Genomic DNA, 24,577 nt, shown 5'->3' on the forward strand with positions numbered 1-24,577 from the left:
GACCATGACCTCGACCATCGGGCAGCCCGCCCCCGCCTTCACCCTCGAAACCGAGGACGGCCCCGTCACCCTGGCCGATTATTCGGGCCGGACCCTGGTTCTCTACTTCTACCCGAAAGACGACACCTCGGGATGCACCACCGAGGCCAAATCGTTCCGCGATTCCTTCGCCACATTCCAGGCTGCCGGAATCGATATCCTGGGCGTGTCGCGGGATTCCGTCGCCAGCCATGTCAAGTTCCGCACCAAACACGAACTGACCTTCCGCCTTGGCTCGGACTCGACCGGAGAGGTCACCGAAGCCTATGGGGTTTGGAAGGAAAAGAGTATGTACGGCCGGACCTATTTCGGCATCGAACGCTCAACCTTCTTGATCGGCCCAGATGGCACGCTGCGGGCCGAATGGCGCAAAGTCAAAGTCCCCGGCCATGCTGCGGCCGTCCTGAAAGCCGCAACCGCAGAGTAAGGATTATCTTTTAACGCCGTCTCGGATAACATTGACTATTTTCCGCCGTTTTCCGCTTTCTTCTTCATGTGGCGCATCAACTGGGCGCAAGGGTCTTCGCGCTCGGCCCGACCGGTGAACCACACGGCGTCGAAGGGAGCGGCATAGGCGGCGGGATCGGTCATTGCGTCGTCGGCTTCGATCAGCCCGAGCGAGAACACCCGCAAGCCGGGGGCGATCTGGCGTAAGCGTTCCGGCACGCCGCGATCGGTGCGAGCGTGACCGGCCCCGGCGATCAGCACCACCGGACCCGCAGATTGAGCCAGGGCGGCGACGGTATCGGCCATTTCCGCATCGCGGGCACGCTGAACCCGCACCATCGCGGGGATCGCACTTTCCGGCATCATATTGCAATGGCTACTGCGGATTTCTTCAACCAGGGCGGCAGCGATTTCGTCGGGGAGCGGGATATCGAGTCCCAAGCGTTCCGCCAGTTCGGCCGGTTCAACCCGGCGAGCGATTTGCCGGGTGGCGTCGGCGGGCAGATTGGCGGCGGACAAGGTTCCGCCGCCATCCAGTGCCGCCTCGGCGATGGGACGATACAGCCGCCAATCGGGCCAGCCGCGCTCTTTCCAGCTCAGAGCATCGCCCAGCTGATCGAGATCGCCAACATTGGACTCGAGATCGCCCTGACGGTCGCGGTCAATCATCTCGAACGCGATCCGGGGATGCGCCCCCGCCGCGACAAGCGCGCGAACTGCCCAAGCCTGTACCGCATGATGATCTGGATTGTCGTGGGTTTCGCCCAACACCACCACCTGAGCCGCACCGAACAGAGCCTCCAGCGCCTCTGATGTCAGAAAGTGGCCAGACTCGGGATGCCAGATTCGCCCGGCCAGCGGATGGTTGGAGGCCAGCACAGGGGTTGGTGGCGGAGAGGATGCCTGAACGGAAATGGCGGGCAGCAACATCAGCAGAACCATCAGAATTCGAAGCGCCATGGACGGGGACCAGCTCTGTCGGACGGTTGGCGGAAAATCAGTTTCTGAAGCCGAATTTTGCGGCTTCTTTGTAGAAGGTGTCGAGCATCTCCTTGCCGACCCGCCCCTCCATCTCGCGATGGACCGGCAGCAGGGCCATGCGCCAGACCTCCAGATCGTTGGGGGTCAGGGTATAGACCTCGACTTTCCCGGACAGCTTGATTGCCTCAAGCGCGGCATCGTTTTCGGATTGGGCGATAACATTGGCATACCGGGTTGCCTCGGCCATCGCGCCTTCAAGCGTGTCGCGAATATCGTCGGGCAGACTTTTCCAGAACTTGCGGTTGACGATAACCGCATAACCAAGATACCCATGATTGGAAACCGTGGCATATTTCTGCACGTCTTCCATTTGCTGGGTCAGCATGTTCGAGGGGGGATTCTCGGTACCGTCAACGACGCCGGTCAAGAGCGCTTGATAGACCTCGGAAAAGGCCATCACCTGAGGAAAAGCACCCAGCGCTCGGAACTGGGCGTCGATCACCTTAGACGATTGGATGCGCATCTTAAGGCCGCGAAAATCCTCGGGCGATCTCAGTGGGCGGTTGGCGCTCATGATTTTGAAGCCGTTATCCCAATAGGCCAGTCCGATGATACCCTTGGGTTCAAGCTTGTTCAGCAGATTGCGCCCGACCGGCCCCTCGGTAACGGCGCGCAACACATCTTTCGACGGAAAAATATAGGGAAGATCGAATATCTCGAATTCCTTAACCCCAAGCGGACCGAACTTCGCCAGTGAGGGAGCCAACATCTGGACGGCACCCAACTGAAGCGCCTCCATCTCTTCCTTGTCTTTGTAGAGTTGACTATTGGGATAGACCTCGATCAGGACGCGTCCTTTCGTCCGCTCTTCCGCCAATGCCTTAAAATAGGCAGCGGCCTTTCCTTTCGGCGCATCGGGGGCGACGACGTGGCTGAATTTGATGACGATCGGCTTGGACTCCGCCAACGCTGTCGTGGATGGAATCGCAAAGGCGGCCAGAACGACGGCGAACAGAGGCGATAACAGGCGATATCGCAGGCTGGAGTGACACATCCTTCGGCCTTCCCGGCATTTTGTATCGATTTTTTCCCTCACTCTATACCATTTTGCGCAAGAAATATCGGGATGCCCAGATGTGACGCCGACACGGCGTCGGACAGGAGATGAAGACTCTTATGCGGTTGGGAACGGGATGGCGCGGCGGACTGCCGATTCTGGCGATGGTGCTGGTGGTGGTGCTGCTTGGCATCCTGCTGTGGCTTTTACAACGCAACGAGGTTGAAGATAGGTCTCAGTCTTTAATCCAGGACGTTCTTTGGGTTGAGCAGGACCTGCACTTCCACATCACCACCAATGCCGAATCCCTGACCCGGCTGGCCGACCGGCTGGGGCGAGAGGGGCTGAATTCCGATCTGTTCTATGCCGAAACCCGCACCCTGACCGCTTCCAGCCCCGATCTGCGCCGCATCGTTCTACGCGATAGCGGAGAAAAAGTGCTGCGAACCGCTCCGCCCGCCGATCCCCTGCCCGAGACCGAGATCGCGCCGGACTGGCACACCGGGTTCATCCTGGCGCGATCGCTGGGGCAACCGGTCTATGGAGCGCCCTTCTGGCTGGGCGGCGAATCCGGGATCGCCTTTGATGTTTACGTTCCAGTGTTCCGACAGGGACAATTCGTCGGCATGCTGGTCGCAACCGTCTCGCTTAACGAATTGTTATCGCAGCAAGTCCCCTGGTGGTTTGCTCAAAAATACCGGCTGGAGATCGTCGATGGCGACGGCATGGTGCTGGCAACCAAATCGCAGGTCGAAGTGGCCGAACCAGGTCTGAGCCATCAGGTGCGATTCGAGCCGCCGGGGAAAGGGCTGTCAATTGTCGTCACCGCCTATCGGCGGGAAAACGATCTGGTCCGCAACCTCTTGTCGGCGGCAATCTTCGGGCTGGCACTGACCGCGATTCTCAGCCTGTGGGCGCTCCGCCGCCACATGCGCCGACGGCTGGAGGCCGAACAAGCGCTTCGGGCCGAGCATGCCTTCCGCAAGGCGATGGAGGAATCGCTGACCATCGGCATGCGGGCGCGCGATCTCGACGGGCGCGTCACCTATGTCAATTCCGCCTTCTGCCGGATGGTGGGATGGGAGGCGACAGACCTGATCGGCTCGGTGCCGCCGATGGTCTATTGGGCACCCGAGGAAGCCGAGAATTGCTACTCGATGTTTCGCGCGGTGCTGCGGGGCGACGCCCCTCCCGAAGGGTTCGAGTTGATCTTGTGCCGCAAATCCGGCGAGCGATTCAAGGCCCTGGTCTACGAGGCACCGCTGATCGACAGCGAAGGACAGCATTCGGGCTGGATGGCATCGATCCTTGACATCACCGAGCGCGAGCGGGCCGAGGATTTGTCCCGCCAGCAGCAGGAAAAGCTGCAACGCACCGCCCGTCTGATCACAATGGGCGAGATGGCCTCGACCCTGGCGCACGAGTTGAACCAGCCATTGTCGGCAATCGCCAGCTACGCAGCCGGCTGCCTCAATCGTTTGGATGCGGGCAATGTCCGCGCCGAAGAATTAGAGGCTCCGCTAACCAAGCTGGGAGCTCAGGCTCAACGCGCCGGTCAGATCATCCGCCGCATCCACGATTTCGTCCGCAAAAGCAAACCATCGGTCGCGCCCTGTGCGATCAACCGGGTGATCGAGGGGGCCATCGGATTCGTCGAAGCCGACGCCCGCAAGCACGGTATTCGGATGACCGTCACCCCCGACCCAACCGAACCATGGACCGATGCCGACCATATCCTGATTGAACAGGTGGTGCTCAACCTTGCCCGCAATGCAATCGAGGCAATGTGCGCCACCCCCTGGTTTCACCGCGAAATCGATATCTCGATCCGAACCGCTGAAGGCCAGTCGGTGGTGCGTGTCGCCGACCGGGGCACCGGCATCACCCCAGAAATGGCCGATGGTCTGTTCACACCTTTTTTCTCGACCAAGGAGGAAGGAATGGGGATGGGGCTGAATATCTGCCGCTCGATCGTCGAATGGCATCGGGGCCGATTGTGGTATGAACCCAATCCCGGCGGGGGCAGCGTGTTCCTGTTCACCTTGCCGGCAAAGGAGTGATAAGGACGATGAGCGGTTCGGTTGTGTTCATCGTCGATGATGACGAGGCAATCCGCGATGCCTTGTCCTGGTTGTTTCAGTCCCGCGGCGTCGCGGTCGAGACATTCGCCTCGGCCGAAGCTTTTCTGGCAATGTGGCATCCGGGCCGGTATGGCTGCGTTGTGCTCGATATCCGCATGGACGGAATGACCGGGATCGAGTTGTTCGACCGCCTGCGCGAGACAGGAACCGGGCTGCCGGTAATCTTCCTGACTGGCCATGGCGACGTGCCGATGGCCGTGGCGGCGGTCAAGAAGGGGGCCCGTGATTTCGTCGAGAAGCCGTTCAACGACAACGATCTGGTCGATCGCGTCATCGAGGCGCTGGACTGGGCCGATCAACAACGCGAGTCCGATGCCGCCGGAGCCTACCTCGCGGCCCGGCTCGACACCCTGACCCTGCGTGAACGCCAAGTGATGGAGCGGGTGCTGGCGGGCAAGCTGAACAAAGTGATCGCCGATGAATTGGGGATCACCATGCGGACCGTCGAAGTTCATCGCGCCCGGCTGTTCGAGAAAATGGGGGTCAAGACTGCTGTCGAATTGGCCCAGACCCTGGCCGCGCCGAAGCGTTCGCAACCATGACTTTTTTTCGCCAGCGGTGGCTGGCCATGGTCGGGTTGCTGCTTGGCTATATCGCTATTGAATGGATCGAGTACGGACGGGAGCAATTATTGGCTGGGATTGAGCCGCTCGACCCCTCGGTCGGCTTGGCCTTCGCCGCATTACTGCTCGGTGGGCCGTCGTTCCTGCCGGTCGTCGTTATCGGCGAGATCGGCGCGGCGATGTTCCGCTCGGGCGGACAGATTCCGGCGATGACGGCGCTTCTCCCCGCATTATCGGTGGGATTTAGTTGGGGGATTGCCGCCCTGGTTCTGCGCCGCTTCGCCAACCTACGACTGGCCGGGCAGCACAATCTGGTTCTGCTGATCGTGGCGGCGGCGGCGGCTTCGCTGGGGACCGCTGCCGGAGACGCCGCCTCGTTCTGGTTGGCCCCCGAACAGCACGACGGGGCAGTCACCCAGGTGCTGACCCGCGCCTGGATCGGCGACATGATCGGGGCGATGGTGGTCACACCGCTGCTGTTGGTGATGCGTCCGCCGCTCCCGCTGCCGAGCCGGGCCGCCGCGATCGAGGCGACGATTCAGGGAGCGGTGGCGCTGACAATGCTGTGGCTGCTGTTCACCCTGCCCGCCGCCGCCGAATGGCAATTGTACGATCTGCTGGTGCTGCCTTCGATCTGGGCGGCGGCACGGTTCGGCGTGCGCGGCGCGGTCGTGATCAATATCGTGCTTCAGATCGGGATGGTCGCAGCCTTTGTGATGGTGGTCAAAGATGCCGATGCCGTCACCGCGTATCAATTCCGTATGCTGATCCTGACATTATCGACTCTGTTCCTGGGGGTGGCGGTAACCGAGCGGCGCTCGGTCGAAGATACCTTACGGCGACGGCAGGACCAGCTTGATCGCTGCGCCCGATTGTCCATGGCGGGCGAAATGGCGGCAGCACTCGCGCACGAATTGAATCAACCGCTGTCGGCAGCGCTGACCTATTCGCGCACGGCACAGCGTCTGCTTGACTCCCCTGGCGGCGATCCGACCAAGCTACGAGCGGCGATGAATGGTGCCGCCACCCAGGCGGAGCGAGCCGGGATGATTATCCGTACTCTGCGAGAGTTCATCGGCCGGGGTGAACTGAACCGCCAACCGCAATCGCTGCCTACGCTGGTCAGAGATTCGCTGGCTTTGCTGGAACTGGATTATCAGCGCGCGGGCATCAGGGTCGAGGCGGTGCTGGACCGAACCTTGCCGCCGGTGCTAGTCGATGCGGTCCAGGTCCAACAGGTGCTGCTCAACCTTTTGCGCAATGCAATCGAAGCGATGGAACCGTCTTCTGTTCCTCGCCGTCTGGTCACCGTTGTCGCCCGCCCGATCGATCCTGGAACCGTAACGGTCGAGGTCGCCGATAGCGGTCCCGGCCTGGATCAAGATCTGGTGGCACGATTGTTCCAGCCCTTTTCTACGACCAAGGCCGCTGGCATGGGCTTGGGGCTGGCGATCTGCCGTACTATCATCGAAGCTCACGGTGGCCGATTATGGCTGGCTGGCAACAGTCCGGGCGGCTGCTCATTCCGGTTCACCCTGCCGGTCGTGTCAGGGACAAAGACAGGAGGACAGGCATGACTCGACCGCTGGTTCATATTGTTGACGACGATCCGGCGGTGCGGGACTCGTTGTCGATGTTGCTGGAATCCGCCGATCTGACTCCAGCGGCCTATCCCGATGCCGAGAGATTCCTGGCCGATGCTGCTCTGGACGCTCCCGGCTGTGTCATCGCCGATGTGCGGATGCCCGGAATGAGCGGACTCGACCTGCTGCGCCTGCTGAACCAGCGCCGTCTCGACCTGCCGCTGATCATCATCTCCGGGCACGCCGATGTCGCGATGGCGGTCGAGGCGCTGAAGGAAGGCGCCGCCGATTTCATCGAGAAGCCGTTCGACGACGAGACTTTCCTGCGCAGCACCCGCGAAGCGCTGGACCGAGGCGAACGCAGCTTTCGCCAGCGCTGCCGACGCGACGAGATCGAAACCCGTTTCCGGACCTTGACCCCGCGCGAGGGCGAGGTCATGGACCGGGTGGTGCGCGGAATGCCGAACAAGGCGGTCGCCGCAGATCTGACGATCAGCGTGCGCACCGTCGAGATTCACCGCGCCCGCGTGATGGAAAAGATGGACGCCGACAGCCTGTCGGCGTTGGTCAGAATGGCCTTGGCGCTTGAGGTATCGCCCGAGGTTCAGCCTGACTGACTCGTACTCCGTTTCCCCCGCGCGATCGCCGCCAGCCCATCGCGATAGCTGGGATAGGCAAGCTCGACTCCAAGCTCCTCCCGCATACGGCGGTTCGACACCCGCTTATTGTCGGCATAGAACCCTAGCGCCATCGGCGACAGGCTCGCCCGCGCCTCGTCCCAACTGATCTCGGCTGGTGGTTCGACCCCTAACAAAGAGCAGGCGTGCAAGATCACGTCCTGGGGCGGAGCGGGATCGTCATCGCAGAGATTGTAGATCGTCCCTGGCGCAGGCCGGTCGAGCGAGGCCAGCACCGACCGGGCGATATCCTCGACATGGATACGACTGAACATCTGACCGGGCTTGTTGATGCGCCGCGCCGTACCGGACAACACCTGTTCGATTGCCGAACGCCCAGGCCCATAGATTCCGGCAAGACGGAACATATGAAGCGGCATGCCGCTTTCTTGCCAGGATTGCTCGGCTTCCAATCGTCGGCGCGAGCGGTCCTGAGTCGGATCAGGCGGAGTGGTCTCGTCAACCCAGCCGCCGCCATGGTCACCGTACAGGCCGGTGGTCGAAAGATAGCCGACCCAGCGCGGTTGTCGCATCCGCAGAGCATGCCCCATTGTCGCGACGACCGGATCACCCTCGGCATCGGGAGGCACCGTGGACAGGATCGCGGACACCCCGTCCAGAGCGCTGTCAGGCACGGGATGATCGCGGTCGAAGGCGAAGGTCTCAACTCCCGGCAGATCGTCAACCCGACCCGACCGGGTGGTTCCCGCGACGATCCATCCTCGATCCAGCAGCGCCCGAGCCACCGTTTTTCCAGAATAACCCAGGCCGAACACGAAAATTTTCTCGCCCATCCCATGGCCTCCCTTGCATCGCGGACGCTTTTGACGACACTACCGTCTCATGACCCGTCCCACCATCGCCCTTGTTCTGCCCCTGCTGTTGCTGCCGTGCGCGGCGCGGGCGGAAATCATCGAACCGCAGCGCGAGTACCGCGCCTGCCTGTCCCTCGCCCAGACCAAACCCGACGAAGGGTGGGAAGAAGCGATCGCCTGGCAATCGTTGGGGGGCGGTGAGCCTGCCCGCCATTGCGCCGCTCTGGCGCTGATCGGACAGGGAAAATACGAGGAAGGAGCCAAGCGGCTCGAAGCCCTGGCCCAGCAGAGCCGACGCGAGGCCGGACTGCGCGCCGAGATGCTGGCCCAGGCCGCGCAAGCATGGCAATTGGCGACCAAGCCAGAACGGGCGTTGGCCGATCTCGACACCGCTCTGGGACTGGTGCCGGGCCAGCCGGACGTGCTGCTGGATAAGGCGGTTCTTCTCGCCGGTCAGGGCCACCACGCTGAAGTCACCGAACTGCTGACTGGATTGTTGAAGGCTCAACCCAACCGGGTCGAGGCATTGACACTGCGGGCCAGCGCCCGCCGCCTGCTCGATCACACTGCCGAGGCGGGCAAGGATATCGCCCGCGCCCTCGAATTGGACCCGGATTATCCTGACGCCCTGCTGGAACGTGGCATGATCCGTCGAAGCAGCGGCGACGAGGCGGGAGCGCGGGCCGATTGGATGCGGGCGATCGAAATTGCCCCTGAAGGCCCTGCCGCCGATACCGCCCGTCGCAATATCGAATTGATGGACGTCAAGGTGAAATAAAGCTGATGGCGGATCAGGCCGCGCGATCTTCCTGCGGAGTTAGGGCGGTCAGGGCTAGGGCATGGACACCGCCGACGACCAGTTCCTCGGCAAGCACGGAATGAACCATACGGTGGCGCTCGACCCGACTTTTACCGGTGAAGGCGTCGGAAACCACCACCAGGGCGAAATGAGTTTCTTTCCCGGCATGTGCCCCGTGACCAGCATGACGGGCGGATTCGTCCGTTACGTCAAGCCGAGACGGGGCAAAGCTCTGCTCAAGCTTTCGACGAAGAGTGGCGGCGATATGCATCGCGGAATTCCTTTCTGCCATTGGACATTAAGAGACAGATGGGGCCATGGTGGAACAGAATCAACCCAAGCTGACGCCTCTCGTTAAACGAGACGTTCACTGAACGGTAGCCATTAATAATATTAAATATAAGTAAAACCCTCTATAGACGAGGGCTCATTGAAGAGCAAAATCCGTTCTGCTAGTGTACCGCTTCGCCCCTGCCCAACCGGCAGCCGCCGATACCAAGGATTCCATCTGTTATGGCCCATTTCGGCTTTCCACTCGAAACGATTCTTATTTTCTTCTCTGTCATCTCCTTCTCGCTGTTCATTGACCTGTTTGCTCATCGACGGATGAAGGAAATCTCGATCCTCGACGCCAGCCTGTGGTCGGGGTTCTGGATCAGTCTGGCGCTTGGCTTCTACGGCTATCTGTGGGTCCGATTCGATAAGCAATGGGCCGACCTTTATCTTGCCGGCGTCGCTCTCGAAAAGTCGCTTTCGATCGACAATCTGATGGTTTTCATGGCCATCTTCGCCTCGTTCGGAATCAAGGGAGCGCTTCAGCACCGCATTCTCTATTGGGGAATTGCCGGAGCCTTGCTGTTCCGCGCGATCTTTGTCGCCATCGGCACCGGGCTTTTCAGTCTTGCGCCTTGGGTCGGCTTCATTTTCGCGGCAATTGTGGCCTGGTCCGGGATCAAGATGCTCACGGCACGAGGCGAAACCAAGGAAATCGCTGATTATTCAGAGCATTGGTCGGTGAAGATGACCCAAAAGGTGATGCCAATTCTTCCCCGACTGCATGCCGAGCGGTTCTTCGTCACCCGCGCCATCGCCAACGATCTCGCCAAGGCGGACCCTTCGCTAAAGCTTGCGAAGAATGCAGGACTGTTCGCCACTCCAGCGCTTCTTTGTCTGGTCGCGATCGAGACGTCGGACGTGATGTTCGCGTTCGATTCCGTCCCCGCCGTCATCGCGGTTACTCAGGAACCGCTGTTGGTCTATGCGGCCATGATCTTCGCGGTTCTGGGCCTGCGTTCGCTTTATTTCATCCTCGCCGCTCTGACCCGATACCTCGTCCACCTGGAGAAAGCGGTGATCGCGCTGTTGTTCTTCATCGCGTTCAAACTGACTTTGCAGGCGGGCCAGCACACCTTTGGCTGGGATTTCCTTCATATCGAGCCGAATGTCAGTCTGCTGATTGTCCTCGGGACATTGGGCGTCGGAATTCTGGCATCACTGATCTGGCGGGGCACCGCCGAAGACGACAACTCCAACATGTGAGTGATGAGGACATCTTCCCCCTCAGCCGGGGCTGGGGCTATGATCTGGCCCCGGCACCGGAGTCTCCCTCAGAATGACCATCGCGGTTAAATCCTGTCTCGACGTCGTATTCCGCCTGTCCGACATGGCGTTGAACGACCGTGAATACATCCAACCGCAGAAGCTGCACCGGCTGCTCTATCTGGCTCAGGCTTATTACGGGGTCGCTTACGATGGCCGCAAGCTGATGCCTGCGACCTTCGTGACGGATTCGTTCGGGCCGATCGAGCCGACGGTGTTTCACCTCTTCGCGTATGGCCGTCCACATATGATCGAGCCTTATCCGCTTTCGGATCAGGTGAAGCATTTTCTCGACAGCATCTGGCGGCGTTTCGGGGTGTTGTCCGCAGACAAGTTGACCGCCAAAGTCGCCGAGCACCCTCCGGTGGCCATGGCGATGGCAAAGGGTCTCAACGTCGAAATCACCTTCGCTGAAATGATGACGTTCTACACCGCCGAAGCGGCGGCGCGAAAAGCCGGATCGCGCATCGACCCGCTGGAGCAAGTGGTGCGACCGCGCGTGATGCGCTCGCAATCTGGCAAGCCGGTTAGCGTTGTTTCGTGGAAACCTAAGACCGTTCCCACTCCGAAAAAGGATTAGAAGCAGCGCAGATCTGACTCTGCCAACCCGCCTCCCGTTCCTCACGGAAAGGGAGGCGCGATTACAAGCTACAATCCGCGCTCGAAGTCGGCGGGGGCACGGAGATAGGCGTTAAAGATATCGGGCAATTTCCGGCGGAGATCGGCATCGGGATCGTCAAGATCTAGCTTCGAGAGCGATATCTTCTCGCAGAACATCTTGGTCAGCTTCTTATTGCCGGGAGAGCCGAAGATTTCAGCGAATTTCTCCTGGCCCAATTTCTCGGATCCGACCTCAAGAAAGATTGGAATCTGCGAGAATTGCAGGAAGCGAATGATGTGATTGATTGAATCGGCTGACAAGATGTGCAGATGGGAGGCCATCTGCTCAAGATCCTTGGCATTCTGTACCTCCATCGCTTCCAGACGGTCGCAATCGACGCACATTTCCCAGAATCTCTCGCCCATCTTGTCGTAGACGGCGCCATGAAGAAAGTCGTAGCGCTCCTTACCGAGGAACGCGATTCCCTTAGCCGCCAGCGGCTGAGTATCGAGCATCTCGCGCATCATCGCATCGGACATGATGCGCTTCGCCTGATCTATGCTGTGGCGGCCGATATCGGCAAGGGCGGCAATCCCTTCCGGCGTGCGCAAGGTGGTCAGGCCGCGCCCCAATTCACGAATCAGCTTAACCGGCAACTCTGCGAAATAGGGGATAAGAGGAACCTGCCAGTCGTAATCAAGGTAATCCTTGATCGCATTATAGAAATGATCGGCTTGGGTCGGCTTTTGCTTGGGGATTTCGGCCTCGCTCCACTTCCCCGACACCAGACTGCTTAATTTTTCAAGCAGAGTCTTAGGCTCGGTCTTGACCGGAGTCTTCGGAGCCTCGGTTGGAACGAAACGCGTGATCCCGTAAGCCTTGGCACCCGAACGCACCACCATGCTGATGATCTGGTCCAGGCTGCGCTCACACCGGAGCGGCCGATCGTCCTCGGTCACCGGAGCGCCCGAGGCATCGACCAGAAACTCCTGAAAGTGATCGCGCCGGGTCCGGATCAACTGCATACAGGCATGTAGCAATTCCGGGCTAGCCAAGACCGAGGCATAGGGGTCGGGAAAAGCCGCCAGAGCCGGAATCAAAGTGGTAAGGCGCTCGGTTATCGGGCCTTTGATGGTCGTGATGATCTCTCGACGATTGTGCGCGTCGGGATCGGGTTTTTTAGGCGGAATCGCAGTGGCAGTAGCCATCCCTTAAGTTCCTCGTCTGCCGCGACCGGAGTGTCACTGGCCCATCACGGAGGCGGGAAGACGGTTCAGCTTGGCCAGCAGATATTCAAGATCGTCATTCTCGAACTCAACACCAAGGTCGCCATACTGAGTCAAAATCCGCTCAATCATCCGGCGCGAAAACCTTTCGCGATCATGGGGCCTGCCGTCATACTCCATTTCAGAAGAAACATCGACCGCGGCGCGCATCGCGGCGAAAAACGGACGGGGCAACCCTGCCTTGTCGAACAGGGCTTCAAACCCGCGTTTTCCGGCGTCGTGGATCAGAGTGCGACAATTTTCGACCTTGATCCGGGCCAACTCGGCAAGAGCCGCTTCGAAAAACGGCATGTCGCCCATGCTAATCGCGCGCAGGATGATCGATGGCGTCAACCGCCCGACCTGATAAAGGTGATCGACGAGCGGTGCCGCTTCGGATGCAGAGTTGGATAGCCCCAACACTGCCAATTCTCGTGCCTGAATCATCACCGCCGCCACCGCCTCGGGCGACAAATCGCGGCGGGCCAGAAGATGATGACGCAGATTTTCGGAAACCTGGGTCAGGAGGCGTTCAGCGATCGAAACAGGGAGCGATTTACGCTCGACCAGAGATTTGCCGACGCTTTCGCTTTCGCCATAGCGATCAACGACATGGGATAGGGTGCTTTCGTTGAGATCGGCACCTTCATTCGAGACCAGGGTGGCGACCGCATCCTCATTCCCGGTTTCGACCAGGGCGTCGGCGACGCAGGACGACACGGTATGACGCGAAGCCACCGCCACCTGTTTGCTTTCTGCGCCCTGGCTGTGAATGATCTCGACCAAATCCTCATCAGTCAAAACCTCTGAGGATTGCAGCATCGGCAACGACACATCATCGACATCGTGGGCGAGCGCCAAGGCAACATCGTGAGGAACGGTTGGGTTGTCTTTGAGTTGACGAACCAGCGCCTCGCGGACTCTGACCTCGGCATCGCGGACCATAAGACGGAAGATATCCTCAGCCACTTTGCGCTCATGGCTGCTGAGTCCCTGATGCTGGGAAGCGATTTTACCAGCGATCTCGATCCGCGTCTCGCCATCAGGGTGAGACAGCAGGCGCGTGACGTCTTCCTCGTTGAGCATCTGGTCCAAGGTTACTGCCCCTCCGATCCTCACCGATCATACAATAGTTTGACTACACATAACAGACCGGACTAGGCCAAAAGTCCAATCCCGTCGAGAAACCGCGCAAGAAGCCGGGTGCCCTGCCGCTCCAAAAGGGCGGCATTGCGGGCGGTGGCCGCGCGCAGTTCGGGCACCGACAGACCGGCGACACCGATTTCGGCTGCGTGACCAATAAACCAACGCTCCATACCGCGGGCTGTCGCTTCGACATGAAATTGCAAACCCAGCGCGGCAGAACCGTGGAGAAACGCCTGATTCGGCGTGATCGAAGTCGATGCCAGAGCTTGCGATCCCGCGGGCAGATCGAAGATATCGCCATGCCAGTGCAGCACATCCACCCCCGCCAGCTCACCCAACGGCGATTCAATGCCAGCGGCGGTTAGGGACAACTGAGACCAACCGATTTCGCGCCCCGCCGGATTGGGACGAACACGAGCCCCCAGGGAGCGGGCCATCAACTGCGCACCAAGGCAGAGACCGATCAGGGGACGCCCAGCAGCCAGCCGCGCCTCCACCAACCGCAATTCGTCGCGAAGAAACGGGTAAAGCTCGTCGTCGTAAGCTCCGATCGGCCCGCCCAAAACAACCAAAAGGTCGGGGGCAAGCGGATCAAGCGCGGCCAGATCATCATATCCGGCTTCGTGGTAGACAATCTCATAGCCGGCCGCACGAAGGTACGGCTCGAACGAACCGAGATCCTCGAAGGCGACATGACGCAGGGCGACGCACGTTCTCATCAATTACAGATAGCCTGCCTGACAGGCTTCGTCGAGTCCCCACAACAAAGAAATTGAAACGATTTTTATCTTTTCCGCCGCATCCGCATCCAGGATGGCATTCGGCATCTTTGCACTTCTCGTTTGCATCCACACTCAACGCCAAGACCAAATCTTTGGCGTAATCGACCGATGCGAAAACTGACGAAGAGCAACTTCTGAACCGCCGCTATCGGCGATGTGCGACGAAAGCAAGCATGACGACGGAATCGTTATGGCATATAAATCAGACCCTGGTCCGATGATGGATCAGTCTCGCCGCTTTTTTCCGTCCGTTCGGAACGGGGCCGACATGCCGGGAAGCCGGAAGGTGGCGGGTGCCTCAAAGTCAAGTTCGGTCCCCCTCCAGAGGAAACGATGTCGCTCAAGATTAACCTGGCGCAGGGCGAATCCATTCTGATCGGTAAGGCCAAGGTTCAGAACGGAGGCAGCGGTCGCTGCGTTCTGATCGTCAGCGGTAGCGAGAACGTGCTGCGTGAAAAACGCATCATGCGCGAAAAGGACGCCATAACGCCGGTCAGACGGTTATATTTCTTAACTCAAAGCATCTATCTTGCCGATGACAAGCCGGTTTTGTTCGACCTGTATCATCAGATCGCACGAGAGGCGGTGGCGGCGTGGCCCATTCTCACCGGCCCCATCACCGACATCGGGGAGCTGATTCTGGTCGAGCGCTATTACGACGCTTTGATGGCCTGCCATGGCTTGGTCGATATCGAGCGTGAATTGATGGGCGAAACTGCGGAGGAGACACAGAAATGACAGTCAACGCATACGACCAGACCCAGCGGGAGATGTCCACAGGACGGGCCGCCGAAGCCCGCGCCCTGACCCGGTGTGCAATGGCCTTAAACGATGCGATCGCATCGAAAGACAACGACGCCCTTTATGAAGCGGTTCGCCTTAACTACCGGCTGTGGCTGCTCTTTTACTCCGAAATCGAAAACAATCAGGTAGATCTGCCGCTTCCGGTTCGGAACAACGTCCTCGCCCTGGCCTCGTATGTCGTCAACTCCGCCACTCGCGCCTTTAGCGGAGAACAAAAAGTCCTGGAGACCCTCATCAACATCAACCGCAACATTGCCGCCGGATTGATGGAGATGCCGCCCGACACCGCCAAAACCGCACCCAGCCCCGAGACAGCCCAACAAGTACCGTTTCAATCCACAGTGGCTTAAGCTCCACCACATCACTCTTCGTCTCGTTGCATTACCGTGGAACAAGGCGTATAATTTTATCTAATTGGTTTTTCAATGCGCCCGAAGCGGCGATTAAACCGATTGGCGGAACGCCCTCAGAAGAGGTTACGATCATGGCCGACAGCGTCAGCAGTACAACATCGTCCCCCACACTTGCCAGCACCCCAGGCGGGGTCAAGGCATGGCAAAAGCTGGTTGCACACCCAGAAAGCCAAACCAGTCTCTCCGCGACCGATATCGGCTGGGTCAAACGCAACGACAGCCGCCTTAATGTCGTCAGCAACATCAACAAAGACGACAAAGAGCAGGACCTGAAATTCAGAGTCATGACCTCGGGCAACCTGTCGTTCACCACGCAGTCGGACAAGGCGATTCGTGTCCAGTTGATGAACCAGAATGGCCAGATGATCGCTGACAGCGACAGCAAAAGCGGCAAGCTCTTCGACAATTACCAATCGCTTCTGACCAGCAACCTTACCGTCCAGGCTGGCACCTACATCATCAAGGTGACCCGCGACGCGTCGATTCCGCCCAAGGCCGACCTCAACTACGCCGTTCAGGTTAAAATGGGTGACACATTCAATAACGATTACGTCACCCGGATCGCTGCCAAGCAAAAGACGAGCGCTGTCAGCCAGACACTCAATCCTGTTACCGGGTTGATGCCAGCCGTTCTGTCAGCCCAAAACAACAAGGGGTACACTTTCGATCCGGCCGCCAATGCAGCCATCTTCGACGTCCTGTCAAACAAGGGCTGATCACGAGACAAGCCGCACGTCCGCATCTTATTGATCACGGATCGATTCGCACGAGGCGCAAGAGATACAGAGGCAGCGAATTGCACCCCCTCAATACAACTTGGGTGCGATAAATCCTCTTCTCTTGCCCGACACTGGATTTGCCCGTACCTTTGGTCGGATGATGCGTCCGATCGTTCGACTTATCGCCACCCTTGCCATCCTGCTGCCATTGCTGACGCAGACGGGGTGTACGCGCAGTTCGTCACCGACGAACAGCGGCGATCCTCAACTGGTCACCGATATCCCTCTTCCCAGCGGCGCGGGAATCGACCAGGACCGCTCACTGATCCTGTCCGACCGCGATCGGTGGACCGGGCGCGTGGTGATGGTTCTCACCAATTCCGCCAACGACATGACCAATTTCTACCAAACGCAGATGCCCAATTTCGGCTGGCAGCCCGTGATGAGCATCACCAGCGAGGCCAGCATCCTGACCTATCTACGCGGAGACCGCGCCGCCACGGTGCAGATCGAACGCCGCACGGTACTAGGCTCAGTCGTCACCATCACCGTTGCCCCGCGCCAATCAGATGGAGCCAGCACCGGAGGCGGCGATTACGCCGCCCCAGTCCCCCGCTCTGCCCCGGCCGAACGCATCCGTTCCGAACCACTGCCCGCACCAAGCGCACGCCGGTAAGGCAACCCGAAACCGGCAGCTTAAAAGCCTCATTGAGCTTTTCCATAAAGGGAACTGGCTCTATATACCGGCCAACAAGTCAAATCGAGAGTTGGCCGGTATTATCGCACCTTTCGCTTTGAATTCATCTGAACAGAAAACGCTCTAGAACTGTATTCGTTTTTTACGAAAACAGTTCTAAAAACCCATTGTCGCGACTGAAATCCGATCTATTTATCGGGTTTTATTTACCGCAAGCGAAGACGAACTTCGTCCAGCATCGACAACAGAGAATCGATGACAACGCCATCACGCTCCATCAGATGGCGAACCATCGGGTCACCGATTACTTCGTCGAGCGAGGGTTCGGCATTGCCGACATAGCAGGCCGGACGACGAGACCGATAATCGAACACCCGCGACACGATCCGGGTGGGCTGGCGAGGGCCGACGAGAGTCGGGACGGCTTTAGTCGCGCCTGACAGCATGGGAGCCTCCTCGTCTGAGAGCATATTAACGAAAAAACCATACAACATCGGACGGGAATAACCAATCTTAATTTGGTTTCATTTTAATCCGGACAGTCGTCTTCTTTATGTTTAAAAAATATGACTATCGGAGGATGTCGGGTATTATCCCTAGATATGCTGCATCACAGCAAAGACGGTATTTCCGGTAAGGGTATCGATCCCGGCGGACAAAAAAGAAATTCAGAATCAGGGTCGTGTTCAGAGAATCTCTTTCTGGCCAGTTCACGCGAACCGACTGCATAACAATAAGCACAGCCATGCGGGCAGGTATCGTATTCGCCAATATCCCGACTTTCGTGACACTGACAGCCAGGGCGGGTTCCGCGCGGCCGCGCCGATACAGAGCGGGGATTTCCCCACTCTGCCGCCACCCTCTCCAACCGCCTAGCATCGATGCAACGGCCAGGAGTCGCTTCGGGAACGACCAATCCTTGCTGGGCACAAAGAGACATCTTCATTCCCCGCGCTCGCGCCACCCCGGCCAGACGGGTCAGCAGAGCCTGCTTTTCCTCACGCGGCGGATCGACCCACTCAAACCCCTCCCCCAACGCCGCGGTCTGAGTCAGGTTTCGCTCGGTCTTGCGGTAGAGATGCGCAAACGAGACCACGACCTCATCGACCGCGCCCGCCAGGGCATCGGCCAGGGCGGCGAAGGTCTCCAGATGCCACGACGGCGGGGTCATCGAGGTAATCAGAACCGGATCATAACGCCAGACCACCGCGCCGGACCCATGCCGCGCCGCCAGATCGCGAATCACCGCGACGGCGCGAGCCGGATCGATCACCGAACGCTCCAATCGACGAGGATAGCCCGTCACGGTGTGATGCAGGATGAAAGGAAACCCGGCGGCGCGAACCTCGTCGAGTGCCGCCTGAAATGGGGCGGCGTTACGGCTCCAGAAGACATAGCCATCAACTCCCGCCCGCAGCGGGATGGTCGATATCTGCCGCCCATATGGATTGATCGCCTTAACCCATCCGGCGCGGAAACGGTTCAAAAACCAGCGACCGTAGAAGGCCGGTATATCAGTGCGATAGCTGGCGGAAACGATCATGCCGGAACAGAACACCTGGGATATTGCATCTGGGGAACCCGCCCCCGCACGAGACGACAGCCTCGGTGCGGGAACGGATGGCCCCTGTAAACACTCTCGACTATTTTATATCGGCCAAATCTCGATTTAACCCGTTGGCCGGTTGGCATCATAATCGAGACTATCCCTCCCGCACATTGGTCAGGAACTGACTGACCTCGCCGCGCAGGATCTCGCACTCGCGGCGCAGACGCCCGGCGGCGTTATGCACTCCACCGGAAATCTGGCGGGTCTGCGTCACCTCTTGAGTCACGTCGGCGATGGTGTTGCTGACCAGAGCCGTACCCGACGATGCCTGATGGACATTGCGGGTAATTTCCTGAGTAGCGGCGCCCTGCTGCTCGACGGCCGTGGCAATCGCCGTGGTCGAATCACGGATGGCGCCGATGATTCCGGCAATCGAATCGATCGCACTGACGGCAACCGTGGTCGCCTGCTGGATCGCTGAGATCTGCTCGCCGATTTCCTCGGTTGCCTTGGCCGTCTGATTGGCGAGATGCTTGACCTCGCCCGCAACGACGGCAAACCCCTTCCCCGCCTCGCCTGCCCGCGCGGCTTCGATTGTCGCATTCAAGGCCAGCAGGTTGGTCTGAGCGGCGATATCGTTGATCAGGCTGACCACAGCGCCGATCCGTTGCGCCGCGTCGGCCAGTCCGCGAACATGCTCGCTGGTCCGTCCGGCTTCGTCCGAGGCGTTGATCGCGATCCGAGCCGAATTGGTGACCTGACGGCCGATCTCGCTGATTGACGAGGTTAATTGTTCGGTAGCGGCCGCGACGGTCTGAACATTGACCGAAGCCTGCTCTGCCGCCGAGGCGACAGTAACCGAACGATCCGAAGTCATTTCAGCGGCCGAAGACATCTGGGCGGCGTTGCGCTCAAGATCGACCGCGGCAGCGGCGACGACATCCAGCGCCGATGTGGCGGCAGCGTCGAAGGTCCGGGCAAGACCGGCGATACGGTACGCCTCGTCGGCACGGCGAGCCTGCTCGGCTTCGCGAGCGGCGGACATCTCGCGATTCTCGATCATCCTCCGGCGGAACACCTCCAGAGCCTCGGCCATCCGGGTCAATTCGTCATTGCCCTGATCGGCCTTGATCGGAGTATCGAGGTCGCCATCGGCCAACGCCAGCATCCGTTCGGACTGGGCGCGAACCCGTCGGCCGATGCCATGTGCAACCAGCAGCCCGACCAGAACCGACAAAGCCAGGGCGATACCACCGGCGGCCGCGATCAAGCCTAATGCCCGACGGGTTTCAACCTCAACATCGTCAACATAGACGCCGGTGCCGACCATCCACCCCCACGGATCGAATCCAGCGGCATAGCCCAGCTTCGCGGTCGGAACCGTTTCACCAGGCTTAGCCCACTGGAACGGCAAAAAATCGCCGCCGCGCCGCGCCGCCTTGATCAAGGCGTCGATAGTGCGGACGCCGTTTGAGTCAACCGTATCTTTCAGCTTATAGGTCCCTTCCAGATCGCTCCGGATCGGATGAGACAGTAACTTGCCGTCATAATCGTAGACGTAGAAATATTCCTGACCGGAAAAGCGGATCGCCCGCATCGCGTCACGGGCCAGAGTCTTGGCCAGATCCTCATCCAGCCGACCGGCCTGCACCTGAGACTGAAACGACCCGACCACCCGGACGGCGGCTTCGGTGACGCTTTTGATCTGGAGGCGATGGGCTGCATCGATTTTATCGTGGACAATATTGGCGGCAAAAATGCCAACCATTAAAATTGCCACAGCCGAAAGGATGGGCATCAGGAGAATTTGCTGGCGAATACTAAGTGCCTTCATGAGGGTGCGCCCTTTAGTCGTCCTGTAGAAATCAAAACTAGTGCTGCTTTGCTCACATTGTGATAATGCGCCCTTAAAAAGGCAGCTTAGCATATCCAAACCACACAGATTTTCAAATTTACATTTGACTACTTACAAGTTTTACTAAAGACTTTTACCCTGAGTCTCCCGTAAGAATAACATGCTTGAAAACTATATCTTTCGGTCTGAGCGCCACCCCGCCGCAAGGATCCGCACAATAGTCGCCGCCACGCGAAGGCGGAAGTGGCGACGAGCCACCCCCTATCATGCTGAAATGAGGGGGGCCACATCGAAACCGCACATCGCTAACGATCCGGTCGTTATGACAGGATGGGATGGTTCCGCCACGCGCCTTGATAACGACAACCGATCCCTGTCTGGTGTTTGTGGTCGGCCCCACGACGATCATGACATCCCTCCTCACTCCGCCATTGAAACTCAAGCGCTGCGACACCAAGTCTTGAATCGTTATAGGACGCCTTCGCCGCCAATGGTGGACGAAAGGAGTGCTCTCAGTTTCGGGTCGGAAGGAAAGAACAATGTCCGTCGCTGCTATTCTGGATATCAAAGGTCGTAATATCTTCACAATCCGGCCAGATCACTCGATCGCCGACGCTGCTGGTCTGCTGACAAGCAAAAAAGTCGGTGTCGCTGTCGTATGCGACACGTCGGGAGCTCTTCTCGGCGTCCTGTCCGAACGCGACATCGTTCATGGCATCAGCCAGTTCGGCAAGGCAGCGATCGATATGCCGGTTCGTAACATCATGTCGAGCCCGGTGGTAACCTGTTCGCCCACCGATTCGGTCAAAGGCGTTCTGCTGGTGATGACCGAGCGGCGCATCCGTCACCTTCCTGTCGTCGCCGATGGTCAGTTGCTTGGCATCGTCTCGATTGGCGACGCGGTTAGCTACCGCCTGCGTGAAACCCAACTTGAAGTCGGCGTCCTGCGCGATTTTGCCGTGATCCGCTGACCCTTTCCCGGTTTTTGCTGCATTGCGGAAAAATCAAGTTGCACTGGGTCGCCAAAGGGCTAAAGTGACCCAATGCTGCACTGCACAATGACGTGTGTCGGCGACGACCCGCTTTGTGATATTTGGAAAGGATCTGTGATGAGCTTTAAAATCGACGGATTCGAGACATTCGTCTCGTTCAGCAAAGACAATGCCGACGCCTTGAGCAAAAGCAGCGCCGCCAGCGTCAAGGCAATTGAAGACATCGCCAAGGCGCAGCAGGCGGTTCTGGCTCGCTCAATCGACAAGGCCGACGCGGCCTTCAAGGCACTGTTCGCGGTAAAAAGTCCGGCCGAATTCGCCGAGCTTCAGACCCGTCTGGCCCGGCAGTCGGTCGAGGACGCTATCCTCGAATCGCGCAAGCTGGCAGAGGTCGCCACAACCGCCGTTTCCGCCGTGCTGGAACCGTTGAATACCCGCTTTGCCGAGGGGGCCAAGAAGGCCGCCTGATCCCTAACGACAAACGCCTCCCGGTTTCCTCTGGCCGAGCCGGGGGGAGTTTGTCTCATTCCCCCAGGCGCACCGGCTGACGCCGAGACCCCCAATCGCCGGGGCGGGGTTCAAACAATCCGGCCAATCGGGTACCGCAGGCGCAGCATCCCCCGCTCGCCGTCAAGGCCCATCCCGTAAGCCGGTACCAATCGCGTTCGATCAATCTGGCACCGCAGATTGCGCAACACGTACTGGCCCCTTCGACATCGTGAACATTCCCGGTATAGACGTGGTTCAGACCGTTGGCCAAGGCAATCCGGCGTGCACGAGCCAAAACCGCCGGATCGGTCGCGAGGTGGTCGCGCATTTTCCAGTCCGGGTGAAATGCCGACAAATGCAGCGGCACATCCGGCCCCAGCGCATTGGCGATCCAACTCGACAACGCCTCGATTTCAGCGGGAGAATCGTTCTCCCCCGGAATAACTAACGTCGTGATCTCGACCCAGGTTGGGGTGTCGTGAACCAGCCAGCGCAAGGTTTCCTTGACCGGCTCCAACCGCCCACCGCACAGGCGGCGGTAGAAATCGTCTGAAAATGCTTTCAGATCGACATTGGCCGCGTCTATTTCAGTAAAAAAATCGTTCCGGGCCACCGCATTGATATAGCCTGCCGTCACCGCCACGGTCTTCAGCCCGCGCTCGTGACAAGCCTGAGCGACATCGGTGGCGTATTCCAGAAACACAACGGGATCGTTGTAGGTGAAGGCGACCGACCGACAGCCCAACTGCACCGCCGCCTCGGCGATCGCCTCAGGCGAGGCGGAATCGTTCAGCCGGTCAACGGTGCTGGCCCTCGTAACGTCCCAATTCTGGCAGAACGTACACGTCAAGTTGCATCCAGCCGTGCCAAACGACAGAACCGGAGTGCCGGGCAGGAAGTGATTGAGCGGTTTCTTCTCGATCGGATCGATGCAAAACCCCGACGAACGGCCATAGGTGGTCAAAACCACCCCCGCCGTCGTCGCAGCCCGTACAAAGCATAGGCCGCGCTGCCCCTCTCGTAGAACGCAAAGACGGGGACAAACATTGCACTGCACCCGGCCGTCATCAAGGTGATGCCAATGGCGCGCCGGATGCGAAGAGCCGTGGATGGCATTATTCATGACTGAAGAGTACCATGAAAACGAGCAAAAAGCTCGAGAGAGGCAGAGCAAGTGACTGCAATTCGTCTCCCCGCTTTCGCCGGACAGTTTTACCCCTCCGATCCGATCGCAATCCGCCATCAGATTGCAACGATGCTCGCCACCGCGCCGCATGCCCGAGCGACCACTCCGAAGGCGATCATCGTCCCTCATGCCGGCTGGGTCTATTCCGGCCCGATCGCCGCTGCCGCGTATGCCCAGTTGGTTCCGGCACGAGGACGGGTGCGGCGAGTGGTGCTCTTGGGGCCGTCGCATCGGATCGCGTTGCGTGGGCTGGCTCTGTGCGACGCCGAAGCCTGGGCCTCGCCGCTGGGGCAGGTTCTCTTGGACCGGGACAGCGCTTTGCGGCTGACGACTCTCCCCGATCACAGCATCTCTGACCCGGCTCATGCCCAGGAACATGCATTGGAAGTTCAACTTCCCTTCCTCCAAGCGGTTCTGGGAGACGATTTCCGCTTGCTGCCGATCCTCGTCGGCGAAGCTTCAGCTGAAATCGTCGCGGCAACGCTCGACACCGTTTGGGGAGACTCCGAGACCTTGATCGTGGTCTCGACCGACCTGTCACATTATCTCGATTACGAGTCCTGCCGCCGGCAAGACAGCGGCACAGCCGCCGCAATCGAACGGTTCGATGGGACCGAACTGGCCCTCGACTCAGCCTGCGGACGAAACCCACTGGCCGGGCTGTTGCTGGCGGCGCAGCGGCGGGGAATGAAGATTGATCGCCTCGACCTGCGCAATTCCGGCGATACGGCCGGTTCCCGCGACCGCGTGGTCGGCTATGGTGCCTGGGCCTTATATGAAACAGGTGGCGACGTTGAGGCAATCCGGGCGATCGGCCCTACTCTGCTCGATCTGGCCTGGAGTTCGATCCGTCACGGACTAATTCATGGAACGCCCGCATCGGCACCATCCGAGCGTTCGGGACACCTCGATGCCGCCGGAGCCGCCTTTGTCACCTTGACGCGTCGGGGCTTGTTGCGCGGCTGCATCGGTTCACCAAACGCCTGGCGTTCGCTGGCAGAGGATATCACCGATAACGCCTTCAAAGCCGCCTTTCGCGACCCGCGCTTTCCGCCCCTGACTGAAGCCGAGTTGGAGGAATTGACCGTTTCGATATCGGTCTTAACCCCGCCGGTCGCGATGCACTTCACCAACGAAGCCGACTTGCTGGCCCAATTACGGCCGCGCCGAGACGGCCTCATCATTGAGGATGGCGGACGGCGGGCACTTTTTCTGCCCTCGGTATGGGAGCAATTGCCCGAGCGCCACGCCTTCCTCGCCCACCTGAAAGCGAAGGCGGGCCTGGATACGAAACACTGGTCGGCATCGTTCCACGCCAGCCGGTTCGAGGCGGTTGAGATCGGCAAGACGGCGGACGTCTGACGACGCCCGCCCGCCA

Annotated in this window: 26 protein-coding genes; 15 read left to right on the top strand and 11 right to left on the bottom strand. The window is 59.5% G+C overall.

Annotation, left to right across the window (positions count from 1 at the left end):
• Positions 1-4 precede the first annotated feature (4 nt).
• On the top strand, positions 5-466 hold the full coding sequence (locus PHAMO_RS06875) for a peroxiredoxin (protein ID WP_002727756.1): 462 nt from the start codon (positions 5-7) through the stop codon (positions 464-466).
• A gap of 35 nt (positions 467-501) precedes the next feature.
• On the opposite strand, the gene PHAMO_RS06880 is transcribed toward PHAMO_RS06875, so the two are convergent.
• Together PHAMO_RS06880 and PHAMO_RS06885 are read right to left on the bottom strand one after the other, a co-directional pair.
• Positions 502-1,446 (bottom strand): ChaN family lipoprotein, encoded by a 945-nt coding sequence (locus tag PHAMO_RS06880; RefSeq protein ID WP_002727757.1) that lies wholly within the window; start codon positions 1,444-1,446, stop codon positions 502-504.
• Positions 1,447-1,483: 37 nt separating this feature from the next.
• Positions 1,484-2,521, bottom strand: a complete 1,038-nt coding sequence (locus PHAMO_RS06885) for a TRAP transporter substrate-binding protein (protein ID WP_002727758.1) — start codon at positions 2,519-2,521, stop codon at positions 1,484-1,486.
• A 110-nt stretch (positions 2,522-2,631) separates the two neighbouring features.
• On the opposite strand from PHAMO_RS06885, the gene PHAMO_RS06890 reads away from it, so the two are divergent.
• Genes PHAMO_RS06890 through PHAMO_RS06905 form a run of 4 tightly spaced genes read left to right on the top strand, consistent with a single transcriptional unit; the run spans position 2,632 to position 7,428 of the window.
• Positions 2,632-4,584 carry an ATP-binding protein gene (locus PHAMO_RS06890; RefSeq protein WP_193372219.1) on the top strand — a complete coding sequence of 651 codons (1,953 nt, stop codon included), beginning with the start codon at positions 2,632-2,634 and terminating at the stop codon, positions 4,582-4,584.
• 8 nt (positions 4,585-4,592) lie between these two features.
• Positions 4,593-5,207: a response regulator transcription factor gene (locus PHAMO_RS06895; RefSeq protein ID WP_002727762.1), complete on the top strand. Its 615-nt coding sequence runs from the start codon at positions 4,593-4,595 to the stop codon at positions 5,205-5,207.
• On the top strand, positions 5,204-6,805 hold the full coding sequence (locus PHAMO_RS18430) for an ATP-binding protein (protein ID WP_002727764.1): 1,602 nt from the start codon (positions 5,204-5,206) through the stop codon (positions 6,803-6,805). The genes PHAMO_RS06895 and PHAMO_RS18430 overlap by 4 nt, the downstream gene beginning before the upstream one ends.
• Positions 6,802-7,428 (top strand): response regulator transcription factor, encoded by a 627-nt coding sequence (locus tag PHAMO_RS06905; protein WP_002727766.1) that lies wholly within the window; start codon positions 6,802-6,804, stop codon positions 7,426-7,428. The genes PHAMO_RS18430 and PHAMO_RS06905 overlap by 4 nt, the downstream gene beginning before the upstream one ends.
• Here the strand turns inward: PHAMO_RS06905 and PHAMO_RS06910 are convergent.
• Positions 7,416-8,282: an SDR family oxidoreductase gene (locus tag PHAMO_RS06910; protein ID WP_002727768.1), complete on the bottom strand. Its 867-nt coding sequence runs from the start codon at positions 8,280-8,282 to the stop codon at positions 7,416-7,418. The genes PHAMO_RS06905 and PHAMO_RS06910 overlap by 13 nt on opposite strands.
• Positions 8,283-8,331: 49 nt before the next feature.
• Between PHAMO_RS06910 and PHAMO_RS06915 the strand changes: the two genes are divergently transcribed.
• Positions 8,332-9,081 carry a tetratricopeptide repeat protein gene (locus PHAMO_RS06915; RefSeq protein ID WP_002727770.1) on the top strand — a complete coding sequence of 250 codons (750 nt, stop codon included), beginning with the start codon at positions 8,332-8,334 and terminating at the stop codon, positions 9,079-9,081.
• Between the two features lie 13 nt (positions 9,082-9,094).
• Here the strand turns inward: PHAMO_RS06915 and PHAMO_RS06920 are convergent, their stop codons facing one another.
• Positions 9,095-9,373, bottom strand: coding sequence for a BolA family protein (locus PHAMO_RS06920; RefSeq protein WP_002727772.1), 279 nt, complete (start codon positions 9,371-9,373; stop codon positions 9,095-9,097).
• 242 nt (positions 9,374-9,615) lie between these two features.
• Here PHAMO_RS06920 and PHAMO_RS06925 point away from each other — a divergent pair, with 242 nt between their 5' ends.
• Together PHAMO_RS06925 and PHAMO_RS06930 are read left to right on the top strand one after the other, a co-directional pair.
• Positions 9,616-10,641 carry a TerC/Alx family metal homeostasis membrane protein gene (locus PHAMO_RS06925; RefSeq protein ID WP_002727774.1) on the top strand — a complete coding sequence of 342 codons (1,026 nt, stop codon included), beginning with the start codon at positions 9,616-9,618 and terminating at the stop codon, positions 10,639-10,641.
• 73 nt (positions 10,642-10,714) lie between these two features.
• Positions 10,715-11,281, top strand: coding sequence for a Panacea domain-containing protein (locus PHAMO_RS06930; RefSeq protein ID WP_002727777.1), 567 nt, complete (start codon positions 10,715-10,717; stop codon positions 11,279-11,281).
• A gap of 68 nt (positions 11,282-11,349) precedes the next feature.
• Here PHAMO_RS06930 and PHAMO_RS06935 read toward each other — a convergent pair whose 3' ends face one another.
• From PHAMO_RS06935 to PHAMO_RS06945, 3 genes are all read right to left on the bottom strand, one after another.
• The gene (locus PHAMO_RS06935) at positions 11,350-12,510 is read right to left on the bottom strand and encodes a hypothetical protein (RefSeq protein WP_002727779.1); all 1,161 of its coding nucleotides are present in this window, start codon (positions 12,508-12,510) and stop codon (positions 11,350-11,352) included.
• A 33-nt stretch (positions 12,511-12,543) separates the two neighbouring features.
• Positions 12,544-13,662: a DUF2336 domain-containing protein gene (locus PHAMO_RS06940; protein WP_002727781.1), complete on the bottom strand. Its 1,119-nt coding sequence runs from the start codon at positions 13,660-13,662 to the stop codon at positions 12,544-12,546.
• Between the two features lie 62 nt (positions 13,663-13,724).
• On the bottom strand, positions 13,725-14,432 hold the full coding sequence (locus PHAMO_RS06945) for a glutamine amidotransferase (RefSeq protein WP_002727783.1): 708 nt from the start codon (positions 14,430-14,432) through the stop codon (positions 13,725-13,727).
• A 396-nt stretch (positions 14,433-14,828) separates the two neighbouring features.
• Between PHAMO_RS06945 and PHAMO_RS18435 the strand changes: the two genes are divergently transcribed.
• The 4 genes from PHAMO_RS18435 (at position 14,829) to PHAMO_RS06965 (ending at position 17,107) form a co-directional block, all read left to right on the top strand.
• On the top strand, positions 14,829-15,233 hold the full coding sequence (locus tag PHAMO_RS18435; protein ID WP_002727785.1) for a Flagellar FlbT family protein: 405 nt from the start codon (positions 14,829-14,831) through the stop codon (positions 15,231-15,233).
• Positions 15,230-15,649 carry a Flagellar FlaF family protein gene (locus tag PHAMO_RS06955; protein WP_002727787.1) on the top strand — a complete coding sequence of 140 codons (420 nt, stop codon included), beginning with the start codon at positions 15,230-15,232 and terminating at the stop codon, positions 15,647-15,649. Before PHAMO_RS18435 ends, PHAMO_RS06955 begins: the two co-directional genes overlap by 4 nt.
• A 134-nt stretch (positions 15,650-15,783) precedes the next feature.
• Complete coding sequence (locus PHAMO_RS06960; protein ID WP_002727788.1) at positions 15,784-16,428, top strand: hypothetical protein; 645 nt, start codon at positions 15,784-15,786, stop codon at positions 16,426-16,428.
• 124 nt (positions 16,429-16,552) lie between these two features.
• Positions 16,553-17,107 (top strand): hypothetical protein, encoded by a 555-nt coding sequence (locus PHAMO_RS06965; RefSeq protein ID WP_193372220.1) that lies wholly within the window; start codon positions 16,553-16,555, stop codon positions 17,105-17,107.
• Positions 17,108-17,334: 227 nt separating this feature from the next.
• Here PHAMO_RS06965 and PHAMO_RS06970 read toward each other — a convergent pair whose 3' ends face one another.
• The 3 genes from PHAMO_RS06970 to PHAMO_RS06980 form a co-directional block, all read right to left on the bottom strand.
• Positions 17,335-17,574 carry a hypothetical protein gene (locus PHAMO_RS06970; protein WP_002727790.1) on the bottom strand — a complete coding sequence of 80 codons (240 nt, stop codon included), beginning with the start codon at positions 17,572-17,574 and terminating at the stop codon, positions 17,335-17,337.
• A gap of 164 nt (positions 17,575-17,738) precedes the next feature.
• Positions 17,739-18,671, bottom strand: a complete 933-nt coding sequence (locus tag PHAMO_RS06975; RefSeq protein WP_002727791.1) for a DUF1848 domain-containing protein — start codon at positions 18,669-18,671, stop codon at positions 17,739-17,741.
• A gap of 160 nt (positions 18,672-18,831) precedes the next feature.
• Positions 18,832-20,511 carry a methyl-accepting chemotaxis protein gene (locus tag PHAMO_RS06980; protein ID WP_002727792.1) on the bottom strand — a complete coding sequence of 560 codons (1,680 nt, stop codon included), beginning with the start codon at positions 20,509-20,511 and terminating at the stop codon, positions 18,832-18,834.
• Between the two features lie 560 nt (positions 20,512-21,071).
• On the opposite strand from PHAMO_RS06980, the gene PHAMO_RS06985 reads away from it, so the two are divergent.
• Positions 21,072-21,503 (top strand): CBS domain-containing protein, encoded by a 432-nt coding sequence (locus PHAMO_RS06985; RefSeq protein ID WP_002727793.1) that lies wholly within the window; start codon positions 21,072-21,074, stop codon positions 21,501-21,503.
• 138 nt (positions 21,504-21,641) lie between these two features.
• On the top strand, positions 21,642-21,992 hold the full coding sequence (locus tag PHAMO_RS06990) for a phasin family protein (RefSeq protein ID WP_002727794.1): 351 nt from the start codon (positions 21,642-21,644) through the stop codon (positions 21,990-21,992).
• Between the two features lie 55 nt (positions 21,993-22,047).
• Here the strand turns inward: PHAMO_RS06990 and amrS are convergent, their stop codons facing one another.
• The gene (gene amrS / locus PHAMO_RS06995) at positions 22,048-23,136 is read right to left on the bottom strand and encodes an AmmeMemoRadiSam system radical SAM enzyme (RefSeq protein WP_002727795.1); all 1,089 of its coding nucleotides are present in this window, start codon (positions 23,134-23,136) and stop codon (positions 22,048-22,050) included.
• Positions 23,137-23,187: 51 nt separating this feature from the next.
• Between amrS and amrB the strand changes: the two genes are divergently transcribed.
• Complete coding sequence (gene amrB, locus PHAMO_RS07000; RefSeq protein ID WP_002727797.1) at positions 23,188-24,561, top strand: AmmeMemoRadiSam system protein B; 1,374 nt, start codon at positions 23,188-23,190, stop codon at positions 24,559-24,561.
• Positions 24,562-24,577 lie beyond the last annotated feature (16 nt).

Origin of the sequence: Magnetospirillum molischianum DSM 120, from assembly GCF_000294655.1 — a bacterium.
Classification (GTDB): Bacteria; Pseudomonadota; Alphaproteobacteria; order Rhodospirillales; family Magnetospirillaceae; genus Phaeospirillum; species Phaeospirillum molischianum.

Excerpts from the sequence above, each read along its gene's own strand:
- PHAMO_RS06875 (WP_002727756.1), top strand. The coding sequence starts at position 5 with ATGACCTCGACCATCGGGCAGCCCGCCCCCGCCTTCACCCTCGAAACC.
- PHAMO_RS06880 (WP_002727757.1), bottom strand. The coding sequence starts at position 1,446 with ATGGCGCTTCGAATTCTGATGGTTCTGCTGATGTTGCTGCCCGCCATT.
- PHAMO_RS06885 (WP_002727758.1), bottom strand. The coding sequence starts at position 2,521 with ATGTGTCACTCCAGCCTGCGATATCGCCTGTTATCGCCTCTGTTCGCC.
- PHAMO_RS06890 (WP_193372219.1), top strand. The coding sequence starts at position 2,632 with ATGAAGACTCTTATGCGGTTGGGAACGGGATGGCGCGGCGGACTGCCG.
- PHAMO_RS06895 (WP_002727762.1), top strand. The coding sequence starts at position 4,593 with ATGAGCGGTTCGGTTGTGTTCATCGTCGATGATGACGAGGCAATCCGC.
- PHAMO_RS18430 (WP_002727764.1), top strand. The coding sequence starts at position 5,204 with ATGACTTTTTTTCGCCAGCGGTGGCTGGCCATGGTCGGGTTGCTGCTT.
- PHAMO_RS06905 (WP_002727766.1), top strand. The coding sequence starts at position 6,802 with ATGACTCGACCGCTGGTTCATATTGTTGACGACGATCCGGCGGTGCGG.
- PHAMO_RS06910 (WP_002727768.1), bottom strand. The coding sequence starts at position 8,282 with ATGGGCGAGAAAATTTTCGTGTTCGGCCTGGGTTATTCTGGAAAAACG.
- PHAMO_RS06915 (WP_002727770.1), top strand. The coding sequence starts at position 8,332 with ATGACCCGTCCCACCATCGCCCTTGTTCTGCCCCTGCTGTTGCTGCCG.
- PHAMO_RS06920 (WP_002727772.1), bottom strand. The coding sequence starts at position 9,373 with ATGCATATCGCCGCCACTCTTCGTCGAAAGCTTGAGCAGAGCTTTGCC.
- PHAMO_RS06925 (WP_002727774.1), top strand. The coding sequence starts at position 9,616 with ATGGCCCATTTCGGCTTTCCACTCGAAACGATTCTTATTTTCTTCTCT.
- PHAMO_RS06930 (WP_002727777.1), top strand. The coding sequence starts at position 10,715 with ATGACCATCGCGGTTAAATCCTGTCTCGACGTCGTATTCCGCCTGTCC.
- PHAMO_RS06935 (WP_002727779.1), bottom strand. The coding sequence starts at position 12,510 with ATGGCTACTGCCACTGCGATTCCGCCTAAAAAACCCGATCCCGACGCG.
- PHAMO_RS06945 (WP_002727783.1), bottom strand. The coding sequence starts at position 14,432 with ATGAGAACGTGCGTCGCCCTGCGTCATGTCGCCTTCGAGGATCTCGGT.
- PHAMO_RS18435 (WP_002727785.1), top strand. The coding sequence starts at position 14,829 with ATGTCGCTCAAGATTAACCTGGCGCAGGGCGAATCCATTCTGATCGGT.
- PHAMO_RS06955 (WP_002727787.1), top strand. The coding sequence starts at position 15,230 with ATGACAGTCAACGCATACGACCAGACCCAGCGGGAGATGTCCACAGGA.
- PHAMO_RS06960 (WP_002727788.1), top strand. The coding sequence starts at position 15,784 with ATGGCCGACAGCGTCAGCAGTACAACATCGTCCCCCACACTTGCCAGC.
- PHAMO_RS06970 (WP_002727790.1), bottom strand. The coding sequence starts at position 17,574 with ATGCTGTCAGGCGCGACTAAAGCCGTCCCGACTCTCGTCGGCCCTCGC.
- PHAMO_RS06975 (WP_002727791.1), bottom strand. The coding sequence starts at position 18,671 with ATGATCGTTTCCGCCAGCTATCGCACTGATATACCGGCCTTCTACGGT.
- PHAMO_RS06980 (WP_002727792.1), bottom strand. The coding sequence starts at position 20,511 with ATGAAGGCACTTAGTATTCGCCAGCAAATTCTCCTGATGCCCATCCTT.
- PHAMO_RS06985 (WP_002727793.1), top strand. The coding sequence starts at position 21,072 with ATGTCCGTCGCTGCTATTCTGGATATCAAAGGTCGTAATATCTTCACA.
- PHAMO_RS06990 (WP_002727794.1), top strand. The coding sequence starts at position 21,642 with ATGAGCTTTAAAATCGACGGATTCGAGACATTCGTCTCGTTCAGCAAA.
- amrS (WP_002727795.1), bottom strand. The coding sequence starts at position 23,136 with ATGAATAATGCCATCCACGGCTCTTCGCATCCGGCGCGCCATTGGCAT.